The sequence below is a fragment of the Paracoccus shandongensis genome (assembly GCF_017315735.1).
GTDB lineage: Bacteria > Pseudomonadota > Alphaproteobacteria > Rhodobacterales > Rhodobacteraceae > Paracoccus > Paracoccus shandongensis.
Window position 1 is genome coordinate 1 of record NZ_JAFLRK010000020.1, and the last position, 21511, is coordinate 21511.

General features: G+C 68.6%; 24 protein-coding genes and 1 tRNA gene. 11 read left to right on the forward strand and 14 right to left on the reverse strand.

The genetic code is table 11. The annotated features are described in order from the left end of the window. The 7 genes from JX613_RS12650 to JX613_RS12680 all read left to right on the forward strand — a co-directional run. The coding region (locus JX613_RS12650; RefSeq protein ID WP_207101826.1) for a FliM/FliN family flagellar motor C-terminal domain-containing protein at positions 1–994 on the forward strand (994 nt) is incomplete at its 5' end. Positions 995–1080: 86 nt separating this feature from the next. Beyond that, entirely contained in the window at positions 1081–1299 is a 219-nt protein-coding gene (gene infA / locus JX613_RS12655; RefSeq protein ID WP_036636451.1) for a translation initiation factor IF-1, read from the forward strand. 13 nt (positions 1300–1312) lie between these two features. Then, positions 1313–1921: a Maf family protein gene (locus JX613_RS12660; protein ID WP_207101888.1), complete on the forward strand. Its 609-nt coding sequence runs from the start codon at positions 1313–1315 to the stop codon at positions 1919–1921. Further along, a complete protein-coding gene (locus JX613_RS12665) occupies positions 1918–2967 on the forward strand; it encodes a ribonuclease E/G (RefSeq protein WP_207101827.1) in 1050 nt (349 codons plus the stop codon). Before JX613_RS12660 ends, JX613_RS12665 begins: the two co-directional genes overlap by 4 nt. Continuing rightward, complete coding sequence (locus tag JX613_RS12670; RefSeq protein WP_207101828.1) at positions 2967–3170, forward strand: DNA gyrase inhibitor YacG; 204 nt, start codon at positions 2967–2969, stop codon at positions 3168–3170. Before JX613_RS12665 ends, JX613_RS12670 begins: the two co-directional genes overlap by 1 nt. Positions 3171–3209: 39 nt before the next feature. Beyond that, positions 3210–3285, forward strand: a tRNA-Phe gene (locus JX613_RS12675). A 124-nt stretch (positions 3286–3409) separates the two neighbouring features. Next, a complete protein-coding gene (locus JX613_RS12680; protein WP_207101829.1) occupies positions 3410–4465 on the forward strand; it encodes a DUF475 domain-containing protein in 1056 nt (351 codons plus the stop codon). Positions 4466–4544: 79 nt separating this feature from the next. Here the strand turns inward: JX613_RS12680 and JX613_RS12685 are convergent, their stop codons facing one another. The 3 genes from JX613_RS12685 to JX613_RS12695 all read right to left on the reverse strand — a co-directional run bounded on the left by JX613_RS12685 (position 4545) and on the right by JX613_RS12695 (position 7014). Then, positions 4545–4826, reverse strand: coding sequence for a protealysin inhibitor emfourin (locus JX613_RS12685; protein ID WP_207101830.1), 282 nt, complete (start codon positions 4824–4826; stop codon positions 4545–4547). A 36-nt stretch (positions 4827–4862) separates the two neighbouring features. After that, entirely contained in the window at positions 4863–5963 is a 1101-nt protein-coding gene (locus JX613_RS12690) for a M4 family metallopeptidase (RefSeq protein WP_207101831.1), read from the reverse strand. A gap of 67 nt (positions 5964–6030) precedes the next feature. Next, positions 6031–7014, reverse strand: coding sequence for a DUF808 domain-containing protein (locus tag JX613_RS12695; protein ID WP_207101832.1), 984 nt, complete (start codon positions 7012–7014; stop codon positions 6031–6033). Positions 7015–7245: 231 nt separating this feature from the next. Between JX613_RS12695 and JX613_RS12700 the strand changes: the two genes are divergently transcribed. Continuing rightward, positions 7246–8241: an acyltransferase family protein gene (locus tag JX613_RS12700; RefSeq protein ID WP_207101833.1), complete on the forward strand. Its 996-nt coding sequence runs from the start codon at positions 7246–7248 to the stop codon at positions 8239–8241. 6 nt (positions 8242–8247) lie between these two features. Here the strand turns inward: JX613_RS12700 and JX613_RS12705 are convergent, their stop codons facing one another. The 7 genes from JX613_RS12705 to JX613_RS20415 all read right to left on the reverse strand — a co-directional run bounded on the left by JX613_RS12705 (position 8248) and on the right by JX613_RS20415 (position 15710). Beyond that, positions 8248–9204 carry a Bug family tripartite tricarboxylate transporter substrate binding protein gene (locus JX613_RS12705; RefSeq protein ID WP_207101834.1) on the reverse strand — a complete coding sequence of 319 codons (957 nt, stop codon included), beginning with the start codon at positions 9202–9204 and terminating at the stop codon, positions 8248–8250. Positions 9205–9222: 18 nt separating this feature from the next. After that, positions 9223–10731, reverse strand: a complete 1509-nt coding sequence (locus JX613_RS12710; protein ID WP_207101835.1) for a tripartite tricarboxylate transporter permease — start codon at positions 10729–10731, stop codon at positions 9223–9225. Positions 10732–10741: 10 nt separating this feature from the next. Then, complete coding sequence (locus JX613_RS12715) at positions 10742–11206, reverse strand: tripartite tricarboxylate transporter TctB family protein (protein WP_207101836.1); 465 nt, start codon at positions 11204–11206, stop codon at positions 10742–10744. Between the two features lie 52 nt (positions 11207–11258). Then, positions 11259–12233, reverse strand: a complete 975-nt coding sequence (locus JX613_RS12720) for a tripartite tricarboxylate transporter substrate-binding protein (RefSeq protein ID WP_207101837.1) — start codon at positions 12231–12233, stop codon at positions 11259–11261. 91 nt (positions 12234–12324) lie between these two features. Next, the gene (locus tag JX613_RS12725) at positions 12325–14268 is read right to left on the reverse strand and encodes a MacB family efflux pump subunit (RefSeq protein WP_237168551.1); all 1944 of its coding nucleotides are present in this window, start codon (positions 14266–14268) and stop codon (positions 12325–12327) included. A 3-nt stretch (positions 14269–14271) separates the two neighbouring features. Further along, a complete protein-coding gene (locus JX613_RS12730; RefSeq protein WP_207101838.1) occupies positions 14272–15486 on the reverse strand; it encodes an efflux RND transporter periplasmic adaptor subunit in 1215 nt (404 codons plus the stop codon). A 23-nt stretch (positions 15487–15509) separates the two neighbouring features. Beyond that, a complete protein-coding gene (locus JX613_RS20415) occupies positions 15510–15710 on the reverse strand; it encodes an RcnB family protein (protein WP_207101839.1) in 201 nt (66 codons plus the stop codon). Between the two features lie 31 nt (positions 15711–15741). Here JX613_RS20415 and JX613_RS12740 point away from each other — a divergent pair, with 31 nt between their 5' ends. Next, entirely contained in the window at positions 15742–16107 is a 366-nt protein-coding gene (locus tag JX613_RS12740) for an ATP-binding protein (protein ID WP_207101840.1), read from the forward strand. 210 nt (positions 16108–16317) lie between these two features. On the opposite strand, the gene xylB is transcribed toward JX613_RS12740, so the two are convergent. Together xylB and JX613_RS12750 are read right to left on the reverse strand one after the other, a co-directional pair. After that, positions 16318–17769 (reverse strand): xylulokinase, encoded by a 1452-nt coding sequence (gene xylB, locus JX613_RS12745; protein ID WP_207101841.1) that lies wholly within the window; start codon positions 17767–17769, stop codon positions 16318–16320. Between the two features lie 52 nt (positions 17770–17821). After that, positions 17822–18514, reverse strand: a complete 693-nt coding sequence (locus tag JX613_RS12750) for an HAD family hydrolase (protein WP_207101842.1) — start codon at positions 18512–18514, stop codon at positions 17822–17824. An 84-nt stretch (positions 18515–18598) separates the two neighbouring features. On the opposite strand from JX613_RS12750, the gene JX613_RS12755 reads away from it, so the two are divergent. Then, a complete protein-coding gene (locus JX613_RS12755; RefSeq protein ID WP_207101843.1) occupies positions 18599–19297 on the forward strand; it encodes a bifunctional sulfate adenylyltransferase/adenylylsulfate kinase in 699 nt (232 codons plus the stop codon). An 87-nt stretch (positions 19298–19384) separates the two neighbouring features. Next, the gene (locus JX613_RS12760) at positions 19385–20839 is read left to right on the forward strand and encodes an MFS transporter (protein ID WP_207101844.1); all 1455 of its coding nucleotides are present in this window, start codon (positions 19385–19387) and stop codon (positions 20837–20839) included. Here JX613_RS12760 and JX613_RS12765 read toward each other — a convergent pair. Continuing rightward, entirely contained in the window at positions 20826–21053 is a 228-nt protein-coding gene (locus JX613_RS12765; protein ID WP_207101845.1) for a DUF1150 family protein, read from the reverse strand. The genes JX613_RS12760 and JX613_RS12765 overlap by 14 nt on opposite strands. Before the next feature lie 10 nt (positions 21054–21063). Continuing rightward, positions 21064–21474 (reverse strand): Hsp20 family protein, encoded by a 411-nt coding sequence (locus tag JX613_RS12770; protein ID WP_207101846.1) that lies wholly within the window; start codon positions 21472–21474, stop codon positions 21064–21066. Positions 21475–21511: the final 37 nt, after the last annotated feature.

Below are 21511 nucleotides of genomic sequence, written 5' to 3' on the forward strand. Positions count from 1 at the left end.
CGCGGACAAGCCCGCGCGGCTGCCGCAGCCGCAGCCCCTGTCGCCCGCCCGCGCCGCCGCCAACGCGGTCGCCCGCGCCGCCGAACGGCTGTATCGCCTGCCGGTGCTGCCCATCGACATCAAGCCCGGCGCCGTGACGCTGGGGGAACTGCCCGAACTGATCCCCGAACAATCCCTGCTGGTGGTCCTGCAGGGCCCGGGCGACCAGATCGGCGCCATGGCCCTGTCCTTTGAAACCGTGACCGCCCTGATCGAGGTGCAGGCCCTGGGCCGCGTCACCGCGCGCCCCGCCGAACGCCGCCGCCTGACCCGCAGCGATGCCGCGATCTGCGTCGATTTCGTCAATGCCCTGATGGCCGAGCTTGCGACCGAGATGGCGGCGGTCGAGGGCTTTGGCCCGATCGGGGCCTATCGCTATGCCACCCACCTGGACGACCCCCGCCCCCTGGTCCTGATGCTGGAAGACCGGCCCTATCGCAGCCTGTCCTTCGACCTGCGCCTCGGGGGGGCTGAAACCCGCGACGGCCGCATCCTGATCGCCCTGCCGCACAAGGCCGAGGCCCGTCCCGTCGAGGTCCAGCCAGCCGCAGCCCCCGTTGCGGCCCCCCCCGGCACCACGCTTGCAGGCGCCATGTCGGCCGCCCCGGTCGAGGTCGTGGGCGTGTTGTGCCGCCGCACCGTGACCCTGGGCGAATTGCGCGCCCTTGTGCCCGGCAAGCTGCTGCCCCTGCCGCGCGTCACCCTGGCCGAGGCGCGGCTGGAAACGCCCGACGGGCAGTTGCTTGCCATCGGCAAGCTGGGCGAATCCGAGGGTTGCCATGCCCTGCGCCTCCAGGATCCTTCCCGCCCTGCCGCCGGACAGCCCGCCGACCCCGTCGCCCTGCCGGCCCCTGCGCAGCCCGCCGATCTGTCCGACACGGACCCCTTCCGCAGCGCGTCCCTGGCCCGCGATGGCGACGGCAAGGCCCCCGTGCGGCTGGCGTCGGGCGGATGATCCCTTCTTTACACTTGAAATCCGGGCCTTCCGGTCGCATGTAACCCCGGTCCCGAATCAGGCGGGTCGATCAGAATGGAGTGATCATGGCCAAGGAAGAAATGCTCGAATTTCCTGGCGTCGTGAAGGAACTCCTGCCCAATGCGACGTTCAGGGTCGAGCTGGAAAACGGCCATGAGATCATCGCGCATATGGCAGGAAAGATGCGGAAGAACCGCATCCGTGTCCTTGCCGGCGACAAGGTGCAGGTGGAAATGAACACCTATGACCTGTCCAAGGGACGGATCAATTACCGCTTCAAGTAAGGTGGGCGCCGCGATGACCGCGCCGGTGCCGGACCCCGGGGCCCCGCGCCTCGTCCTCGGCTCGGCCAGCCCGCGCCGGCTGGAGCTTCTGGCCCAGGTCGGCATCGTTCCCCATGAGGTCCGCAGCGCCGATATCGACGAATCCCCGCTGAAGGGCGAGGGGGCGCGCGACTATGTCCGCCGCATCGCCGGGGGCAAGGCCGCGGCCTTCGATCTTTCGCCGGGGGACGTGCTGCTGTGTGCCGACACGACCGTGGCGGTGGGCCGCCGCATCCTGGGCAAGCCCGCCTCGCGCGCCGAGGCTGCCGGTTTCATGCGCCTCATGTCCGGCCGCCGCCACCGCGTGCTGACCGCCGTGGTCGTCCGCCATGGCGACCGGACGCGCGAGCGGCTGGTGGAAACCACCGTGCGGATGCGGCCCATCGGCGCGGCGGAACTGGAAGCCTATCTCGACATCGGCGACTGGCAGGGCAAGGCGGGCGGCTATGCCATCCAGGGCGCCGCCGCCGCGTTCATCCCCTGGATCCAGGGGTCGTTTTCCTCGGTCGTGGGCCTGCCCCTGGCGGAAACCGCCGCGATGCTGGCGGCAAGCGGCATCACCATGAAGGGAACCGCGCCATGAAGGGACGCCAGGTCGTTCTGGGCAAATTGTTCGGGGCCGAGGCCGCCGCGCTGATGGAGGACGGCTGCCTGACCGACCTGTCGGTCGATCCCAGCGACCTTGCCCCCCTGGTCCCCGGCGACATCTGCCGCGGCGTGGTGGAACGGCTGATGAAGGGGCAGGGCGGCGTCTTCCTGCGCCTGCCGGACGGCCAGCGCGGCTATCTGCGCGACCGCTCGGGCCTTGGCGAAGGCCAGTCTCTGCTGGTCCAGGTGACGGGCGTGGCCGATGAGGGGAAGGCCGTGCCCCTGACATCCCGCATCCTGTTCCGGGGCCGCCATGTGCTGGTGACGCCGGGCGCGCCGGGCATCAACGTCTCGCGCCGCATCAAGGACGAGGATCTGCGGGCCGAGCTGGAGGCCCTGGGCGCCGCCGCCGCCCCGCCCGAGGGCACCGGCATCATCGTCCGCAGCCTGGCCGCGCTTGCCGATCCCGATGACATCGCCGAGGAGTTGCGCGGTCTTCTGGACCTTTCCGCCCGGATCGGGGCCGAACAGGCCGGCCCGCCCGAACTGCTGCTGGGCGCGCCATCCCCGCACGAACAGGCCTGGATGGAATGGGCCGATCCCGCGCCCGACGCGGTCGAGGAGGGCGAGGACAGCTTTGCCCGCTGCGGCGTGCTGGAGGCCGTGGATGCCCTGCTGTCGCCCGACGTCGCGCTGCCCGGGGGCGCCCATGCCGCCATCGAGCCGACCCGCGCCCTGGTTGCCATCGACGTGAACACCGGCAACGACACCAGCCCCGCCGCCGCCCTCAAGGCGAACATCGCCCTGGCCCGCGACCTGCCGCGCCAGTTGCGCCTGCGCGGGCTTGGCGGGCAGGTGATCGTGGATTTCGCCCCCATCCCCAAGCGCGACCGCGCCACGCTGGACCAGGTGCTGCGCGCCGCCTTCAAGGGCGAGGCGGCGGAAACATCCTTGATCGGCTGGACCACGATGGGCCTTTACGAGATCAACCGCAAGCGCGACCGCATCCCGTTGCAGCGGCTGGCGCAGGGGGGCCGCTGATGGCCTGCCCGATCTGCACCAAGGCCAGCGTGCCGCAATACCGCCCCTTCTGTTCCAGGCGTTGCGCCGACATCGACCTGGGGCGCTGGCTGCGCGGCACCTATGTGATCCCGGGCCAGCCGCTGGACGACCTGGCCTCGGACAGGGAGGGGGATGAAAAAAACCGCGACGGGGGTCTGGACAGTCGCGGCAAGCGACCGTAAACACCGCGTCACGCCACGCGCCGAACAGCGCGACAGGTTGCCCGGATAGCTCAGTTGGTAGAGCAGCGGATTGAAAATCCGCGTGTCGGCGGTTCAAATCCGTCTCCGGGCACCACTCAAACCCCTCAAGACCGCGACTTGCACCTGCGCCCGTCTGGCTGCGGCGTCCCGTGCGGCGCAAAGTCTCTTGTCGGCCTGGGACCGTCCGCCTATTGGAACGGCACCGAACAGGAGGAATCATGCGCTCGTCCTTGTCCTATCTGCGCTGGCCGTTCATCGTCACCGTTCTTGGCGTCCTTCTGGCCAGCTGGTTGGGCTTCCGCTTTACCGGCCAAACGGCCGGGGCGGTGTCCTTCCTGATGATCGCGGTGGTGCTGGCGATCCTGGAAGTCTCGCTGTCCTTCGACAACGCCATCGTCAACGCCAACAAGCTGAAGGAAATGACGCCCAAGTGGCAGCGCCGCTTCCTGACCTGGGGCATCCTGATCGCGGTCTTCGGGATGCGGATCATCTTTCCGCTGCTGATCGTGGTGATCGCCGCCCATATCGGCCCCCTGGCCGCGCTGCGGCTGGCGGCCACCAACCCCGAGGAATATTCCCGCCTGATCCACGAGGCGCATCTGCCCATCGCGGCCTTCGGCGGCGCCTTCCTGATGCTGGTCGCGCTGTCCTTCTTTTTCGACCAGTCGAAGGAGGTGGACTGGATCGGCAAGGTCGAGCGCGCCCTGCGGCGCGCCGGATCGGTGCGCGGGATGGAGGTCGGCTTCGTCCTGGTGATCATCCTGCTGTTCGTCTGGCTGCTGCCGGTGCGCGACGAACAGATCTTCATGTTCAGCGCCATGTGGGGGATCGTGACCTTTCTGGCGGTGGACGCCCTGGGCCACATCCTGGACCGCTGGGGCCAGGCGCAGGACGCCGTGCGCGGCACGGCGCAGGTGGGTCTGGGCGGGTTCCTGTATCTGGAGGTGCTGGACGCGTCGTTCAGTTTCGACGGCGTGATCGGGGCCTTTGCGCTGACGCAGAACCTGTTCCTGATCGCCATCGGTCTGGGGATCGGCGCGATGTATGTTCGGTCGATGACCGTGATGCTGGTCGAACGCGGCACCCTGGCCGAGTTCCGGTATCTGGAACACGGGGCCTTCTGGTCGATCCTGATCCTGTCGATCATCATGTTCGGCCAGACCATGTGGCAACTGCCCGAGGTGGTGACCGGCCTTCTGGGCGCGATCTTCATCGGCGCGGCCTTCGTCAACTCGATCATGTGGAACCGGCGGCACAAGGGGGCCGAGGAGTAGCCGGGGGACTTCGCGTCCCCCGGACCCCCTGCGGGATATTTGAGCCAAGATGAAAAAGCGCGGCGTGGGTCGCGCCTTTCTACATCTGGTCGATCAGGTCCAGCATGTCGGGCGGGATCTGGGCCTCGCGCAGGGTGAAGCTGCGGGTCTCGCGGTCCTCGGTCACGGTGATGCGATAGGTCAGCCGGTCGGCGCAATCGCCGCAGGGCTGTCGGGACAGGCGGGCCAGTTCGTCGGGGCCGAAGGCCTCGGCCAGTTCCTGGCGCATCTGTTCGGGCTGGTCGGACACGTCGATGGTCTTGCGCAGGTTGGCAGCTTTGATGCCGCCAAAGCCGCCCTGCGCCGCGATTTCGATGATCATGGCGATGATCCCCCCGCTGATGGGGGGAATCTAGGGTCAGATCGCGATTCCGACAAGTTTCCAGGCGCGCCGCAGCATCACCGTCTCGATGCTGCCGCGTCCGGCCAGTTCGATGGCGGCGTCCATGGTCTGGTCCGCCCAGTCCGAAAAGCTGGCCATCGGATTGTTCAGCGTTTGCAGCGCGCGGTACCAGACCCGGCCCGGCAGTTCCCACGCCCGCCCGCCCAGATAGGCGCAGAACAGGTAGAAGGCGTGGTTCGGGATGCCCGAGTTGATATGCACCCCGCCATTGTCGTCGCCCGTCGCCACGAAATGATCCATGTGCCAGGGTTGCGGATCCTGGCCCAGCAGGTCGTCGGAATAGGCCGTGCCCGGCGCCTTCATGCTGCGCAGCGCCGCGCCGTTGATGCCAGGGCCCAGGATGCCGCGGCCCACCAGCCAGTCGGCCTGATGCACCTCTTGCCCCAGGGCGCGCTGCAGGGCGAGGCTGCCGAAGACATCGGCGATGCTTTCGTTCAGCGCCCCCGACTGGTTTTCATAGATCAGCCCGCCGGAATGCTGGATGACGCCATGGGCCATCTCGTGCCCGATCACGGACAGTTCCAGGAAGGTGCGGAACACCTTGCCGTCGCCCGTGCCATAGGCCATCTGCGTGCCGTTCCAGAAGGCGTTGTTGTAGTCGCGCCGGTGGTGGACGGTCGCCACCAGCGGCATCCCCCCGCCGTCGAGGGAATTGCGGCCGTATTCCTCGGCGAACAGCGCGAAGACCTGGCCTGCGGCGTCATAGGCGGTGTCGGCGTCCGCGATGCCGGTCGGGCCGTCGCCTTCGGACCGGACCAGCTTGCCGGGCAGGGCGGCCTTGAACTGGCCGTCGTGGATGCGGCGGTCGGGGCAGCACAGCCCCTCGGCGGGGGAAACGGCGGTCGTGGCATAGGCGCCGGTGATGGGTTCCGACGGGGGCAGGCCCGCGCGGGTCTGTTCGGCGCGTTCGTCGCGCAGCTTTTCGGTCTGCTTCAACAGGGTCCGCGCCATTTCGGCCGTCTTGGGATCGCCGCGCAGGGCCAGCACCCGCAGCATGTAGGGGGGCACGATGCAGGCGATCGGATGGTGGTGCGAACAGTTCAGCGAAAAGCACATGAGGCGAATCCCGTTCTGGAAACTCGCCTCATGTTAGCACAAGGCTAGCAAGAACGAAATGAGAACATCATGCCCCGCGCAGGCGGGCCATCAGCGGCGCGACGGTGGCCTGCAGCAGCGGGTTGACGACATAATGGGCCACCGGGATCAGGATCAGGCCCAGGACCAGCCCGAAGATGCCGTCGAAGAACGCGGTCACGGCCCAGGCCACCAGGCCGGGGGCCTGCGGGACGGCATGGGCGGCAGCTTCGGCCTGGTGGTGGACCCAGTCATAGGGGGCGGACCAGCCCAGTTCGGCGAAACCGTGCAGCACGATCTGCCCGCCGACCCAGATCATCGCGGCGGTGCCCACGATCATCAGCGTCCGCATGAAGCCGGGCATAACCTTGACGATGCCGCGCCCCAGGGACGAGGACAGGCCATTGCGCCGCCTTGCCAGATGGACGCCCACGTCGTCGGCCTTCACGATCAGCGCGACAAAGCCATAGACGGCGGCGGTGATGCCCACCGCGACCATGGCCAGGATCAGCGCGCGCATCCAGATCGTGTCGGTCGCCGGTATCGTGGAGAGGGCGATGGTCATGATCTCGGCCGAGAGGATGAAGTCGGTCTTGATCGCGCCCGCGACGCGCGCTTCCTCCAGCGCGGTGCCGTCGTCCTCGATGTTGACGTGATGCTCGCTCTCGTGGGGGTCGCCATGGCCCAGGGCATGGGCGATCTTCTCGGCGCCCTCATAGCACAGATAGGCGCCCCCCAGCATCAGCAGGGGCGAGATCGCCCAGGGAGCAAAGGCCGACAGCAGCAGCGCCACGGGCAGCAGGATCACCAGCTTGTTGAACAGCGATCCGCGCGCGATCTTCCAGACGATGGGGATCTCGCGGCTGGCGTCGAACCCGTGGACGTATTTCGGCGTCACCGCTGCGTCGTCGATCACCGCGCCCGCCGCCTTGGCCCCGGCCTTGGCGGCCTGTCCCGCCACATCGTCGATGGACGCCGCCGCGACCTTGGAGATCGAGGCCACATCGTCCAGAAGTGCCAGAAGTCCGCTCATCCGATCCTCGTTTCTGCCAGCAGTGCCTTTTTGCCGCGGCGCAGGGCGACCGCAAGGGCGAACAGCAAGGCTGTTTCATGGTGCAGTAACCAGAATTCCCATGACCGATTGTAGTTTCCGCCTCGGGCGCTATCACAGGCAAGATTTGTCTGGTTGATGGTGCAAATGGCGTTCGAGTCCCCGCGCGAATATCCGTATTTCGACTGACTGAGACTGTGCCTTGCCTCGCTTGTGTATTGGGAACATGCGGACGTGGCGGCGATCGGCTCTCCGGGCAATTTCGCCGTGCAGGTCTTCTTCGCACTCAGCGGCTGGCTGATCGGGGGCATCCTGCTGGGTCTTGACCGGTCGGGACTGCCCCGGTTCTTCTATAACCGGGTGACGCGCATCTGGCTACCCTACCTGGCGGCGGTTGCCCTGCTTTACACCGTTGCCTTTTTGAAGGACGGCCTGGCGCCCTATTATTTCCAGACGCTGGCCTATGACCTGACGCTGACCCACAACTGGTTCATCGTGAAGATCCCTGAGGTCATCCGCGCGATGCCGATGCAGGGAACCGGCGCGCATTTCTGGTCCATCGCGGTAGAGGAGCAATTCTATCTGGTTGCGCCGCTGCTGCTGGTGCTGACGCCGCTGCGCCGTTCCCTATTGGCCTGGGGCCTGCTGACTGCGGTCGCCATCGCGGACGGGGGCTTCTACGGGTCGATCTCGGCGGGCGTCCTGGCGGCCATGCTTCACAGGCGATGGGGCGACTGGCACCTGCATCCTGCCGCCACGGCGCTGCTGCTGGCTGTCCTGGCGGCGACCGGCTGGGCGGGTTGGACGGGTGCCCTGAGATATGGCCACGTCGTTCCCGTGATCGCCGCGACGATTGTCCTGCTGGCGGCCCGGCCGGGGCATCGCCGTGCGGCTGGCATCTTTGCGGGCGGTATTTCCTATCCCATGTATCTGCACCACTGGACGGGGCTGTTCTTTGCAAATGTCTTGTTCGGCCTGCTGCCCCAGTTCGGGCGGCCGCTGGCCCTAGTGGCGGGCTATCTGTTCGCGCTGGCCTTTGCCTCGGCCGCCTATGTGGTGATCGACCAGCGGGTGCTGAGGCATCGCGGCGCCTTCTACAGGCCAGCCCTGGGCCGGTCGGCCATGGTGGTGGCCTATTCCATGATGGCGCTTGGCATCCTTTTGGGCACCGTTGTCATCGGCCCGCTGGACAGCGGGCCGGGGCAGTGATCCGGGTCAATCCATGCTGACGTTCGCGTCCTGGACCACGGGTTCCCATTTCGCCATCTCGGCCTTCACATGCTGGGCCAGTTCCTCGGGCGTGGATGCGACGATTGTGGCGGAAAACTCGGCCATGCGTTCGGCGACCGCCGGGTCGGCCATGGTGGCCTGGGCGGCGGCGGCAAGGGCCTCGATGGCATCAGACGGGGTGCCTGCGGGGGCGAAGAGGGCGTTCCAGGAATAGGTCTCATATCCCGGCAGGGTTTCGGCGATGGCGGGCACGTCGGGGAAGCTGGGCGCGCGTTCCGCCGTGGTCACGCCAAGCGCGCGCAGCTTGCCGCTGGAGATATGCCCCGAGGCCGAGGGCAGGTTGTCGAAGATGATCGGCACCTGGTTGCCCAGAACATCGGTCAGCGCCGGGCCGGACCCCTTGTAGGGGATGTGGTCGATCTGCACCCCCGCCATGGCCTTGAACAGCTCGCCCGACAGGTGCAGCGGCGTGCCGTTGCCGGACGACGCATAGGCCAGCGGTTCCTTTTTCGCGAGGTCGATCAGTTCCTGCACCGTCTGGGCGGGCACGTCTGGATGGACCGCCAAGACGTTCGGCACCAGCACCAGAAGCGACACGGGCGCGAAATCGGCCACCGGGTCATAGGGCTTCTGCTTCAGGATCAGCGGGTTCAGCGCGTGCGTGGCGACCGTGCCCATCAGGATCGTGTAGCCATCCGGGTCGGCCTTCGCCACCTGCTGCGCGCCCAAGGATCCGCCCGCGCCGCCGACGTTCTGGACGACGACCTGCTGGCCCAGTTCCTTGCTCATCCGTTCGGCGACGATGCGGCCCACCACGTCGGTCGATCCACCGGCGGCGAAGGGGATCACCAGGGTGATGGAACGGTCGGGAAACGCGGCGGCGGCCGTTCCGGCAAGGCCCAGGGCCAGGGCGGTTCCCAGCAGGATGCGGCGGGTGATCATGGGAAATCCTTTCATGGTTCAGGCGTCGCTTTCGGTGAAGACCTCGTCCCGGCGCTTGCGGATCTGGGGCAGGAAGACCAGCACCAGGATCGCCAGCGACAGGACCAGGAGGCCCGCGCTGATGGGGCGGGTCACGAAGGTGGTGGGATCGCCGCGCGACAGGATCATGGCCCGGCGCAGGTTTTCCTCCAGCAGCGGGCCCAGGACGAAGCCCAAGAGCAGCGGCGCGGGCTCGCAGCGCAGCTTGGACATGACGTAGCCCAGAAGGCCGAAGAAGGCCACGGCGAAGAGGTCGTAGGGGTTCGAGTTGACCGAATAGACCCCGATCGAGCACATCGCCATGATGATCGGGAACAGCACGAAATAGGGCACCGTCAGCAGCTTCACCCACAGCCCGATCAGGGGCAGGTTCAGCACCACCAGCATCAGGTTGCCGATCCACATCGACGCGATGATGCCCCAGAACAGTTGCGGCTGTTCGGAAACCACGTTCGGCCCCGGCACGATGCCCTGGATGATCATCGCCCCGATCATCAGCGCCATCACCGGGTTCGCGGGGATGCCCAGCGTCAGCAGGGGGATGAAGCTGGTCTGCGCGCCCGCGTTGTTGGCGCTTTCCGGCCCCGCGACACCGGCGAGCGCGCCCTTGCCGAACTCCTCGGGGTGCTTCGACAGCTTCTTTTCCACCGTGTAGCTGGCGAAGGCCGCCAGGATCGCGCCGCCGCCGGGCAGGATGCCCAGGACCGACCCCACGCCCGTGCCGCGCAGCACCGGGCCGATCATCTGGCGGAACTCCTCGCGCGAGGGGAACAGGCGGGTGATGTTTTTCGTCATCACCTGCCGGTCGTGTTCGTCTTCCAGGTTGCGCAGGATCTCGGCGATGCCGAAGACGCCCACAGCGACCGCCACGAAGTTCAGCCCATCGGCGAACTGGGTCATGCCCATCGTGAAGCGCGGCGCGCCGGTATAGACATCGGTGCCGACCATGCCCAGCAGCAGGCCAAGGACCACCATGGCCAGCGCCTTCAGCACCGAGCCGTGCGCCAGCGCCACCGACATCACCAGGCCCATGACCATCAGGCTGAAATACTCGGCCGCGCCGAATTGCAGGGCGATGGCGGTCAGGGGCGGGGCGAAGATCGCCACCAGGAAGGTCGCCACGCTGCCCGCGAAGAACGACCCCAACGCGGCGACAGCCAGCGCCGTGCCCGCCCGGCCCTGCCGCGCCATCTGGTAGCCGTCGATGGCGGTCACGGCAGAGGAGCTTTCGCCCGGCATGTTGATCAGGATGGCGGTGGTCGAGCCGCCGTATTGCGCGCCGTAGTAGATCCCCGCCAGCATGATCAGCGAGGACACGGGTTCCAGCTGGAAGGTGATGGGCAGCAGCATGGCGATGGTGGCGGTGGCGCCGATGCCGGGCAAGACGCCGATCAGCGTGCCCAAAAGCACCCCGATCAGGCAGAAGGCCAGGTTCGCCAGCGAGGACGCGACGCCAAAGCCCATCGCGAGGTTGGACAGCAGATCCATGCGCGCCCCCTTACAGCGGCAGCCAGGGGCCGAAGCGCCGGAACGGCAGCCCCAGGCCATAGGAGAAGATCAGCGTCGACAGGATGGTGACGACCACCGCAAGGATCAGCGCCGGCAAGGGCCGCATCCGCAGCGATGCCTGCGCGGCGATCAGCGTGGTGATGAAGAGGGCGGGCACGAAGCCCAGGCCGCGCACGGTCAGGCCGAAGAAGATCGGCGCGGGCAGGATGAAGGCGATGCCCCGCCAGGCCACGCGCCCGAAGGGTTCGTCATCGGGGCGCCCGAAGGCCCGGACCAGGATCACCGCGCCCAGCAGGAACAGCAGCCCCGACAGGACCATCGGGAAATAGCCCGGTCCCATGCGGGTCGAGGTGCCCATCTCCAGCCCCAAGCCCTGCCAGCCGAAAAAGGCGGCGATCGCCATGAACAGCAGGCCCGCCGCGATGTCGGTGCCGTCTTTCGGTTTCGTGGACATGATCCCCCCGTGTCGGAAAGCCCGCCGCCGGGATGGGCGGCGGGGATATGGGTCAGTCGGCGTAAACGCCCGCGGCCTCGATCACCGGCTTCCAGCGGGCGATTTCCGCCTCCAGCTTGGCCTTCAGGGCCTCGGGCGTGGCATCCTGGGCGGACGAGGGCGCGGTGCCCAGATCCGCCATGGCCTTGGCCACGCCTTCGTCGGCCAGCGCCTTTTGCAGCGATTGCGACAGGCGCTGGTTTACCTCGGGCGCGGTGCCCTTGGGGGTATAGATGCCGTGCCAGATGCCGAACTGCATCGCCTCGAACCCGGATTCGGCGGCCGTGGGCAGGTCGGGGAACAGGGGCAGGCGTTCGGGCGTGGTCACGGCATAGGCCTTGATCGTGCCCGCCTTGATCTGCTGGGTGGTGTTGGTGGTCTGGTCGCACATGATGTCCACCTGGCCCCCCAGCAGGTCGGTCATGGCCGGGCCGGTGCCCTTGTAGGGGACCGTGACCAAGGGCGCCTCAAGCGCCTGCATCAGCAGCATCCCGCACAGGTGGCTGGCCGCGCCGATGCCCGCGTTGGCCAGCGTCAGCGAATCGGCGTTGGCCTTGACGTAGTCCACGAAGGCCGGGAAATCGGCGGGCTCGAAATCGGCCCGCGCGGTGACGACCATCGGCACCTCGGTGACAAGGCCCACGTATTCAAAGGCGTTCAGCGTGTCATAGGCCAGGTTGCGATACAGCGTGGCGGATGTCGCCATGCCGATGTGGTGCAGCAGCACGGTGTATCCGTCGGGCTCGGCCTTGGCGACCTGGCCTGCGCCCAGGGTGCCGCCCGCGCCGCCGACGTTCTGGACCACGATCTGCTGGCCCAGGTCGGCGGACATGCGTTCGGCGACCAGGCGGGCCACGGTGTCGGTCGGGCCGCCTGCGGAAAACGGCACGACCATGGTGATCTGGCGTTCGGGATATCCTTGGGCGAAGGCGGGCGCGGTCAGGATGGTGGCCGCGAAAAGCCCGGCCATCAACTTGGATAGGGTCATGTGTCCTCCCAGACTGGTGATGCGGCGCTTTACGCGGCCGTCATGCTGGGACCAGATTGCGCCAGCAGTCGGACAGGACACAATGTTTTTTTCACCCCTTGGAAAGCGCCGCCACCGGATCCAGGCGCGAGGCGCTGCGGGCGGGCAGAAAGCCGAAGGTGATGCCGATCAGCGTGGAACTGACCAGCGCCGCGATCATCGCGTTCGGGGACTGGATCATGGTGAAGCTGGTGTTCAGCCGGTCGAAGGCCAGGCCGAAGCCAAGCGCCACGGCGATGCCCAGCACGCCGCCGATCATGCAGACCAGCACGGCCTCGATCAGGAACTGCGCCAGGATGTCGCTGCGCCGCGCGCCGACCGCCATGCGCAGCCCGATTTCCCCCACGCGTTCCGTGACCGACACAAGCATGATGTTCATCACCCCGATGCCCCCCACCACAAGCGAGATCACCGCGATGGCCGACACCAGCAGGGTCAGCGTGCTTGTGGTGCTGGTGATGGTCTGGCGGATCTCGTCGGTGTTGACGATGAAGAAATCCTGCGTGCCGTGCCGCCGGGTCAGGAACTGGGTCACGGCGGATTGCGCGGCCCCCATGTCGGCGTCGTCCGCGATGCGCAGGGTCAGGCTGGACAGCGTCGAGGTGCCCAGATAGCGCGCCTGCACGGTGGTATAGGGCGCGTAAAGCCGCAGGCTCTGGCTGCCGCCCGGCCCGCGCGAGGCGATCTCGGCCACGCCCACCACGCGTAGCAGGGCGTTTCCCGCATAGATCACCTGGCCCACGCCGCTGTCGGGGCGTCCCGCGAACAGGCTGTCGCGGGTGTTGGTGTCGATCACCACCTCTTGCGCCATGCGGGCGATGGCGGTGGGGGAAAAGCCCCGGCCCGCGATGATCGTGGATCCGGTGACGGCGAAGTAATCCCCGCCCACGCCGCTGATCTGGGCATTGGCCTCGGTCCCGCCGAAGCGGATCGTGGCCGTGGTCGCGGTGCCGGGCGTTGCCGCCGCGACAAAGGGCAGGCGGGCCAGCGCCTCGGCGTCGGATGCCACCAGCGTCTTGATGCGTCCCGACCGCATGTCGCCGAAGTCCCGGCCCGGGAACACCTCCAGCGTGTTGGTGCCAAGGGACGAGATGTTGGCCAGCACCTGCTGGCGCGAGCCTTCGCCAAGCGCCACCACCGACACCACGGATGCGATGCCGATGATGATGCCCAGCATGGTCAGGAAGCTGCGCAGCTTGTGGGCGCGCATGGACACCAGCGCCATGCGCAGCGCCTCCCAGAACGCGCTGCCGGGCAGGGCGGAGGCGCCTTTCGCGGCCTTGTCGCGGGCGATGTGCGGGGCATCGGGCTGGTTCTGGCGGTCGGCGATGATGCGGCCGTCGCTGATCGTTATGATGCGGCGGGCGCGGGCGGCGACCTTGGGGTCGTGGGTGACGATGATGATCGTGCGCCCGTCGGCGTTCAGTTCCGACAGGATGGACAGCACGTCCTCGCCGCTCTGGCTGTCCAGCGCGCCGGTGGGTTCGTCCGCCAGGATGACGCTGGCGTCGTTGATCAGCGCGCGCGCGATCGACACGCGCTGCTGCTGGCCGCCCGACAGCGCCGCCGGGCGATGGCCCAGCCTTGCGCCCATGCCCAGGCGGTCCAGAAGCCGCGCCGCCCGCGCCCGGCGGTCGGACGCGGCCTCGCCCCGGTAGATGGCCGGGATCTCCACATTGGCAAGCGCGGTCAGTTCCGGCAGCAGGTGATACCGCTGGAAGATGAAGCCGAAGCGTTCGCGCCGCAGCGCGGCCAGGTCCGCGCTGGAAAGCCCGCCGATGTCCTGGCCCGCAAAGCGGTAGGTGCCGGTGCTGGGGCGGTCCAGGCAGCCCAGGATGTTCATCAGCGTGGTCTTGCCCGACCCGGACGCGCCCATGATCGCCACGAACTCTCCCGCGCGGATCGACAGGTCCACGTCGCGCAGCACGGCCAGGCTGCCCTCGCCCGAGGGGTAGCTGCGCCCGATGCTGGACAGCTGGATGATCGGCCGGTCCATGGATCAGCCCCGCATCCCGCGCGGCATCATCGGGTTGCGCGCCGGGCCATCGCTGTCGGGGCTGCCGGTCCCGGTGACGATCCGCTCGCCCTCGGCCAGGCCCTCGGTGATCTCGGCCATGACCTTGTCGTTCAGGCCGACGCTGACCACCCGGTCCTCCAGCGCGCCGTCGCGGCCCTGGACCTGCAGGCGATAGCGGCCGGGGCCGTCGGGCGTCCCAAGCGCCATCGAGGGCACCGTCAGCACGTCCCGCGCGGTGCCCAGGACGATATGGACCTCGGCCGTCATGTAGGTGCGCAGCCGGCCGTCGGGGTTCGGGACGGTGAAGCGGCCGTTGTAATAGATCGCCTCGGACGTGGCGCTGGCGGACGTGCTGCTGCTGCCGCTGATGCTGGGGTCGTTGACGATGCTTTCGGGGGCGGGGGCCACGGCTTCCAGCACCGCGTCATAGCGGTGGTCGGGCGCGCCCAGCACCGTGAACCAGACGGGCTGGCCGGGTTCCACCTGGCCGATATCGGCTTCCGAGATTTCGGCGAACACCTCCATCTGCGCCAGATCGCCCAGGACCACGATGGTGGGGGCGGATTGCGCGGCGTTGACCGTCTGGCCCTGCTGGGCGGTGATCGCCAGCACGGTGCCGTCGCCGGGCGCGGTGATGCGGGTATAGCCAAGGTTCGCCTGGGCCGTTTCGATGGCGACCTCGGCCTGGGCGATCTGGGCGTCCAGCGCCTCGATCTGGGCGCGGGCGACCGCGACATCGGACACCGCCGTGTCGTATTCGTTCTGCAAGGTCAGGTTGCTGCGCTGCAGTTTCTCCAGCCGGTCCAGCGTGCGTTCGGCCAGATCCAGCGTGGCTTCCCGTTCCACCCGCTGGGCGCGGGCGACGGCCAGATCCGACTGCGCGGATTTCAGCGCGTTCCGCTGGTTGACCGAATCGATTTCCGCGATCAGGTCGCCCTTCTTCACGGCCTGTCCCAGGTCCACCGCGATCCTGGTGATCCGGCCCGAGGCCTGCGCGCCCACCGCGACCAGGTTCCTCGGCTTCAGGGTACCCTGGGCCAGCACCGTGACCTCGATATCGCCGCGGGTGACCGGGGTGGTGATCACGGGCGCGTCGCCGCCGGCGGCGGGCTGGCCCACGCCAACCGCCGCCGCCCCCGCCGCCAGCGCGCCGCAGATCGCCAATGCGATCACCCCGTGACGAAACCCGATCCGCATCTGCCTGTCCTGCCTTCCCGTTCTCAGCGCAACGCGCGGGCCATCACCGACCGGACGATCCCGCCGTCATCCGATACAAGAAGATAACGCGCGCCATCGCGGATCCAATGCTGATCGCGCGGCGGGACGGAAAGATCGGCGCGGCGATGACCGACGCACGCGCCGGGGCCGCGATCGCTGTCGCCGGGGCGCTCGCAACCGGGGGCCTCTTTCGCCTGGGCCAAGGCGGGGGATCTGCGCGCCCTGGGCTATCCCGTGACGCTCCGGTCCCTGGCCCCGGCGGTGGTCCTGGCCGAGCCGCTGTCCTTGAAGCGCGCGGTCCGCAACCTGGTGATCAACGCCGCGACCCACGGCAAGGCCACCCGTGTCGGGCTGTCGCTGTCGGATGGTCGGGCGGAACTGCTGATCGAGGACGAAGGCCCCGGCATCCCCGAACCCCTGATGGAACGCGCCTTCGAGCCGTTCTTCCGCGTCGATGAAGCCCGCCGCAAGGCCATCCCCGGCGCGGGCCTCGGCATGGCCATCGCGCGCCAGATCATCGACCAGTTGGGGGCGGAGGTGAGGCTGGCGAACATGCAGCCGCAGGGGCTGCGGCAGAGGGTGGTGCTGCCGGCAAGGTAATCCAGACGGTGCCGGGCGGGATCAGGAAACGTATACGTTTCCCCCGCCCTTTGCACGACGGTTCCATCAGAGACGGTGCCGTCCCATGACCACGGAAGGCCAGCGCCCGCCTGGGGGCGGGGCGGGCGCTGGCCGGGCCTTTTGAGGCCCGGCGGCACTTGCGGCACCCGCAGCGCGTGGCGAAGGCGATGGCCTTCGCCGGACCAGCGATCACTGCACCCCGCGAATCGCCGGATAAGCCGCCCGGAACGCCTGATAACCTGCGTCGAACCGCTCGCGCAGGGCGGCGTCCGGGGCGATCTCCTCGACCACATCTGGGGCCGTCATGACCTCCTCGACCCGGCCCGCGCCCGCCGCCGCCATCCCCAACCGTGCCGCGCCAAGCGCCGCGCCGAATTCGCCGTCGGCGGGCAGGGCCAGCGTCACGTCCAGCGTAGTGGCGATGGCGCGCAGCCAGTACCGCGACCGCGCGCCGCCGCCGATGGCCATCAGCCTGTCCAGCCGCGCGCCGGTGGCCTTCAGGGCATCAAAGCTGTCGCGCAGGCCGAAGGCCACGCCCTCCAGCACGGCGCGGGTCAGGTCGTCGCGCGTCGTCCCCGACCCAAGCCCCGTGAAGGCGCCCCGGATGGCCGCGTCGTTGTGCGGCGTCCGTTCGCCCGACAGATAGGGCAGGAACCGCACCGCGCCCGGCTGTTGCAGCGCGTCCCCCAGGCCAGCCGTCAGGTCCGCCGGACGCGTCCCGGCGATCCGCGCCAGCCAGTTGAGGCTGTCCGTCGCCGACAGCATCACCCCCATCTGATACCAGGTGCCGGGCACCGCATGGCAGAAGGTGTGCAGCGCCGTGGCGGGTGCCGGATGATACCCGTCCCGCGCCGCCAGCAGCACGCCCGAGGTGCCCAGCGACACGAATCCCTGCCCCTCGGCCATCGCGCCGATGCCGCAGGCGGCGGCGGCATTGTCGCCCGCGCCGCCCGCCACCACGACCGGATGCGGCAACCCCCAGGCCTGCGCCAGATCGCCGCGCAACTGGCCTGCGGGGGCCGACCCCTCGACCAGCCTTGGCATCTGGTCGCGGCGCATGTGGCCCGCCGCCAGCAGCGTATCGGACCAGTCGCGCGCGCCGGTGTCCAGCCAGGACGTGCCCGCCGCGTCCGACATGTCGGACACATGATCGCCCGTCAGATACAGGTTCAGGAAGGCCGCGGGCAGCAGCACGCGGGCGATGCGGGCGTGGTTTTCCGGCTCATGTGCGCGGACCCATTCCAGCTTGGGCGCGGTGAAGCCCGGAAAGACGATGTTGCCCGACAGGTCGCGAAAGCCGGGGGTGGCGTCCAGGGTTGCTGCCTCGGCATGGCTGCGGGTGTCGTTCCACAGGATGCAGGGGCGGATCACCCGGTCGGCTTCGTCCAGCAGCGTCGCCCCGTGCATGTGGCCCGCCACGCCGATACCGCGCAGGTCCGCGAATTCGGGGTGGCGGTCGCGCAGTTCGGCCACCGCGCCCTCCAGCGCCGCGATCCAGTCGGCGGGATCCTGTTCGGACCAGCCGGAATGGGGGTGGCTGACCGGATAATGCCGCTCGGTCGCGCCAATCGGCCCGCCATTGCCGTCCACCAGCAGCGCCCGCAGGCCCGAGGTGCCAAGGTCGATTCCCAGAAAACTCATTGATCCCCCCCTGTGGTCCCTTGCGCGTTCTTGGCCGAAAGGCCGGAAGGCGTCAAACGCCCGTGACCTGCCGGTCCAGAAGCGCGTCCAGCATCCCCGCCATGTCGGACAGCACCGTGACGGCCCCGGCCTCGCGCAACCGCCGCGCATGGTCGTCGCGCATCCCCTCCAGATGCGTGCCGCCGGTAAAGCCGACGGGGCGCATCCCCGCCGCCACCGCGCCCGCGATGCCGTGGGGCGAATCCTCCATCACCGCGCAGGCCGCGGGCGCGATGCCCAGCCGTTCGGCGGCCAGCAGGAACAGGTCGGGGGCGGGCTTGCCGCGCCTGACCTGGTCGGCGCTGAAGATGTTTGCGCCGAATCGGTCCAGCCCCGCCACCTCCAGCGTGACGCCCAGGCGGCGCACGGAACTGCCCGTGGCGATGGCCACCGCGATGCCGCGTGCCGCCAGACCGTCCAGCAGCGCCGGGATGCCGGGGATCACCCGCAGTTCCGCCGGATAGCGGGCCAGCAGCCGTTCCTCGAAATTGCGGGCGAAGTCGGGCAGGTCTTCGCGGTCCAGCGCCCGGGCGATATGGCCGACGATGGCCTGGATCGACATGCCCAGGAACCGCTTGCGCAGATCGCCGGGGGTGGCGTGCAGCCCTTCGGCCGCCATCATCCCGGCCAGGGTTTCCAGCGACATCGGCTCGCTGTCCACAAGGCAGCCGTCCATGTCGAAGATCACGGCGCGGATATCGGTCATGCGGCCCCCGTTGGCGTTAACACCCGATCCCTACACGCATCGGGCCCCGATGACAAACGGCGGGGCCTCGGCTAGGCAGGAACCATGACCCATCCCCACCATATCCCCCTGCGAGAGCTTTACGTGTCGGACGATGCCGCCAGCGCCCTGCGGGCCGAGGCGCAGAAGCTGCCCGCCTGGACGCTGGACGCGGACCAGCAGGCCGAACTGGCGCTGCTGATGAACGGCGGCTTCACTCCCCTGCGCGGCTTCATGTCCGAGGCGGACTGGCACGCGGCCGAGCGGGGAGAGGGGTCTTGGCCCGTCCCCCTGGCGCTGCGGGTCGGTGCAGATTTTGCAGGCGGCGTCCAGCCCGGCGACGACATCGCCCTGCGCGATGCGGGGGGAGAGGTTCTGGCGGTGATGTCCGTCACCGACAGGTGGGGCGATCCCGTTCTGCTGGGCGGCAAGGTCAAGGGCCTGCGCCGCCCGCCCGGCGCAACGCCAAACGACCTGCGCGCCCTGTTCCGCGACCGGGGGACCGCCCGCGTCCTGGCCGTCCAGCCGCGCCACCCCGACCAGGTCGCCCCCGCCGCCCGCCTGGCCGCGCAACTGGACGCCCTGCTGCTGATCCAGCCGTGGCCGGGCGTGGCGATTGATCCGCCCGCCGGTGCGGTCCTGTCGCCGCTGCCGGTGGCCCCGCCGCCCGGCCCCCGGTCCGCCTTGTGGCAGGGCCTTGTCGCGCGGAACCACGGCGCCACGCATGTCGTTCTGGACGGCGATGCGGCGGCACGCGAGCTTTGACCGCCGCCATCGGGGCGCAGGTGGTGGATCCGCGCGGGATCGCCTAGACAGCGGCGCACCATTCACTTTCTGCATGAAGGCAGCCCCATGACCCCCATCGGCACAGGCGAGACCGGCTTCAACCCTTGGCTCGCGACCGTGCTGCTGCTGCTGGGCAACTTCATGAACCTGATCGACGTGAGCATCGTCAACGTGGCGCTGCCCTCGATCCAGGAAAACCTGCATGCCACGGCGGCGCAGATCGAGTGGGTGTCCGCCGCCTATGTCCTGGCCTTCGCGGCGGGGCTGCTGCCCTTTGGGCGGTTCGGCGACAAGTTCGGTCGCAAGCGGCTGTTCCTGCTGGGGATCGGGTTGTTCACGCTGGCATCCGCGCTGTGCGGGTTCGCGCAAACCATGCCCATGCTGATCTGGTCGCGCGCCCTGCAAGGCGTGGGCGGGGCGATGATGGTGCCGCAGGTCATGGCGATCATGCACGTGATGTTCCCGCCCGAACAGAAGGCGCGGGCCTTTGCGCTGGCGGGCGTGGTCGCCAGCCTGGGCGCGGTCACGGGGCCGCTGCTGGGCGGCGCGCTGATCATCGGCGACATCGGGGGGCTGGACTGGCGGCCGATCTTCCTGGTCAACCTGCCGGTCGGGATCTTCGTCATCGGGGCCGGGCGGCGCTGGATCCCCACCATGTCGTCGGACCGGCGGATGCGGATCGACTGGCCGGGCGTCGCGCTGTTTTCCCTGGCCGTCCTGCTGGTCGTGCTGCCGGTGATCGAGGGCGCGCTGCTGGGCTGGCCCTGGTGGTGCGTGGCGATGCTGGTCGCCGCCCTGCCCACGGGGGCGCTGTTCGTCTGGCGGCAGGTGCGGCTTTCACGCCGGGGCCGCGCGCAACTGCTGCCCGTCGCCTTGATGCGCAACGGCGGGTTCCTGTCGGGCGTGGCGATGGTGATGCTGCATTTCTCGGCCATCCCGGGGATGTTCCTGGTGCTGGCGATCTATCTGCAGACCGGCAACGGGCTGGACCCGATGCAGTCGGGCATCGCCACCGCGCCCTTTCCGCTGGGCATCATGCTGGGCAGCTATATCACCGGGCGCTTCGGCACCAAGGCCATGTCCTGGCGCATGGCCGTCGGCGTGTCGATCATGCTGGCCGGGATGATCTTCCTGCGCCATGTCGCGGGCCATCCGCCGCCCGTCTTCACCCCCGCCACGCTGATCGCGCCGCTGGCCACCTGCGGCTTCGGAATGGGGCTGACGATCTCTCCGCTGTTCCAGACGGTGCTGAAGGCGGTTCCCGCGCAGGACGCGGGCGCGGGGTCGGGGGCGATGCAGGCCTTCCAGCAGGTCGGCGCGGCGGTGGGCATCGCGGTCGTGTCCAGCCTGTTCTTCGTGCGGCTGCACGGGCAGGGCGGCGATGACCATGCAGCCGCCATATCCCACGCGCTGATCTATCAGATCTGCGCCTTCACGGCGATCCTGGCGATCCTGGCCGCCAGGGGCCTGGTGCGCGGCAGGGCGGAACCGCCCCGCAGCACGGCGGTCAGTGGACGCTGAAGGGCGTCAATTCGTTCTGCCGGGCCAGCATGAAGGCCAGCGAGCGTTCCTTCACCAGCGCCAGCCGTTCGCCATCGGCGTCGTGGACGGCATACATGCTGTCGATGCCTTCCAGCTGCTGCTGGATTTCATGGGGCAGGGTGCTGGTCTCGACCTGCCGGATATAGACGGTTTTCTCGGCGTCGATGCCGCCGAAGTCGAATTTGGTATCCATGATGATCCCCTTATCTGCGGCTGATCGGAATGGTCTGGACGACCTGCTGCGGCTGGATGCGCTTCAGGTCAACGTGCAGCAGGCCGTTTTCGATCCCTGCGCCCTCGACCTCGACCCCGTCGGCCAGGACGAAGCTGCGCTGGAAGGCCCGGGCGGCGATGCCCCGGTGCAGGAACACGCGGTCCGTGTCAGGCTCGGCCAGGCGGCCGCGGATGACAAGCTGCCGGTCCTCGGTGGTGACGGACAGGTCGGTCTCGGAAAAGCCCGCCACGGCCAGCGTGATGCGGAACCCGTCGGGCGCGATGTGTTCGATGTTATAGGGGGGATAGCCCTCGGCCCCCTTGGCGGCCCGTTCGGCCAGGCGTTCGATCTGGTCGAAGCCCAGAAGGTAAGGATGCGCCCCCAGTGAAATCTTCGTCATGATCAGCCCTCAGGTTCTTGCAAGCGACTGCGGTGCG

Excerpts from the sequence above, each read along its gene's own strand:
- infA (WP_036636451.1), top strand. The coding sequence starts at position 1,081 with ATGGCCAAGGAAGAAATGCTCGAATTTCCTGGCGTCGTGAAGGAACTC.
- JX613_RS12660 (WP_207101888.1), top strand. The coding sequence starts at position 1,313 with ATGACCGCGCCGGTGCCGGACCCCGGGGCCCCGCGCCTCGTCCTCGGC.
- JX613_RS12665 (WP_207101827.1), top strand. The coding sequence starts at position 1,918 with ATGAAGGGACGCCAGGTCGTTCTGGGCAAATTGTTCGGGGCCGAGGCC.
- JX613_RS12670 (WP_207101828.1), top strand. The coding sequence starts at position 2,967 with ATGGCCTGCCCGATCTGCACCAAGGCCAGCGTGCCGCAATACCGCCCC.
- JX613_RS12680 (WP_207101829.1), top strand. The coding sequence starts at position 3,410 with ATGCGCTCGTCCTTGTCCTATCTGCGCTGGCCGTTCATCGTCACCGTT.
- JX613_RS12685 (WP_207101830.1), bottom strand. The coding sequence starts at position 4,826 with ATGATCATCGAAATCGCGGCGCAGGGCGGCTTTGGCGGCATCAAAGCT.
- JX613_RS12690 (WP_207101831.1), bottom strand. The coding sequence starts at position 5,963 with ATGTGCTTTTCGCTGAACTGTTCGCACCACCATCCGATCGCCTGCATC.
- JX613_RS12695 (WP_207101832.1), bottom strand. The coding sequence starts at position 7,014 with ATGAGCGGACTTCTGGCACTTCTGGACGATGTGGCCTCGATCTCCAAG.
- JX613_RS12705 (WP_207101834.1), bottom strand. The coding sequence starts at position 9,204 with ATGATCACCCGCCGCATCCTGCTGGGAACCGCCCTGGCCCTGGGCCTT.
- JX613_RS12710 (WP_207101835.1), bottom strand. The coding sequence starts at position 10,731 with ATGGATCTGCTGTCCAACCTCGCGATGGGCTTTGGCGTCGCGTCCTCG.
- JX613_RS12715 (WP_207101836.1), bottom strand. The coding sequence starts at position 11,206 with ATGTCCACGAAACCGAAAGACGGCACCGACATCGCGGCGGGCCTGCTG.
- JX613_RS12720 (WP_207101837.1), bottom strand. The coding sequence starts at position 12,233 with ATGACCCTATCCAAGTTGATGGCCGGGCTTTTCGCGGCCACCATCCTG.
- JX613_RS12725 (WP_237168551.1), bottom strand. The coding sequence starts at position 14,268 with ATGGACCGGCCGATCATCCAGCTGTCCAGCATCGGGCGCAGCTACCCC.
- JX613_RS12730 (WP_207101838.1), bottom strand. The coding sequence starts at position 15,486 with ATGCGGATCGGGTTTCGTCACGGGGTGATCGCATTGGCGATCTGCGGC.
- xylB (WP_207101841.1), bottom strand. The coding sequence starts at position 17,769 with ATGAGTTTTCTGGGAATCGACCTTGGCACCTCGGGCCTGCGGGCGCTG.
- JX613_RS12750 (WP_207101842.1), bottom strand. The coding sequence starts at position 18,514 with ATGACCGATATCCGCGCCGTGATCTTCGACATGGACGGCTGCCTTGTG.
- JX613_RS12755 (WP_207101843.1), top strand. The coding sequence starts at position 18,599 with ATGACCCATCCCCACCATATCCCCCTGCGAGAGCTTTACGTGTCGGAC.
- JX613_RS12760 (WP_207101844.1), top strand. The coding sequence starts at position 19,385 with ATGACCCCCATCGGCACAGGCGAGACCGGCTTCAACCCTTGGCTCGCG.
- JX613_RS12765 (WP_207101845.1), bottom strand. The coding sequence starts at position 21,053 with ATGGATACCAAATTCGACTTCGGCGGCATCGACGCCGAGAAAACCGTC.
- JX613_RS12770 (WP_207101846.1), bottom strand. The coding sequence starts at position 21,474 with ATGACGAAGATTTCACTGGGGGCGCATCCTTACCTTCTGGGCTTCGAC.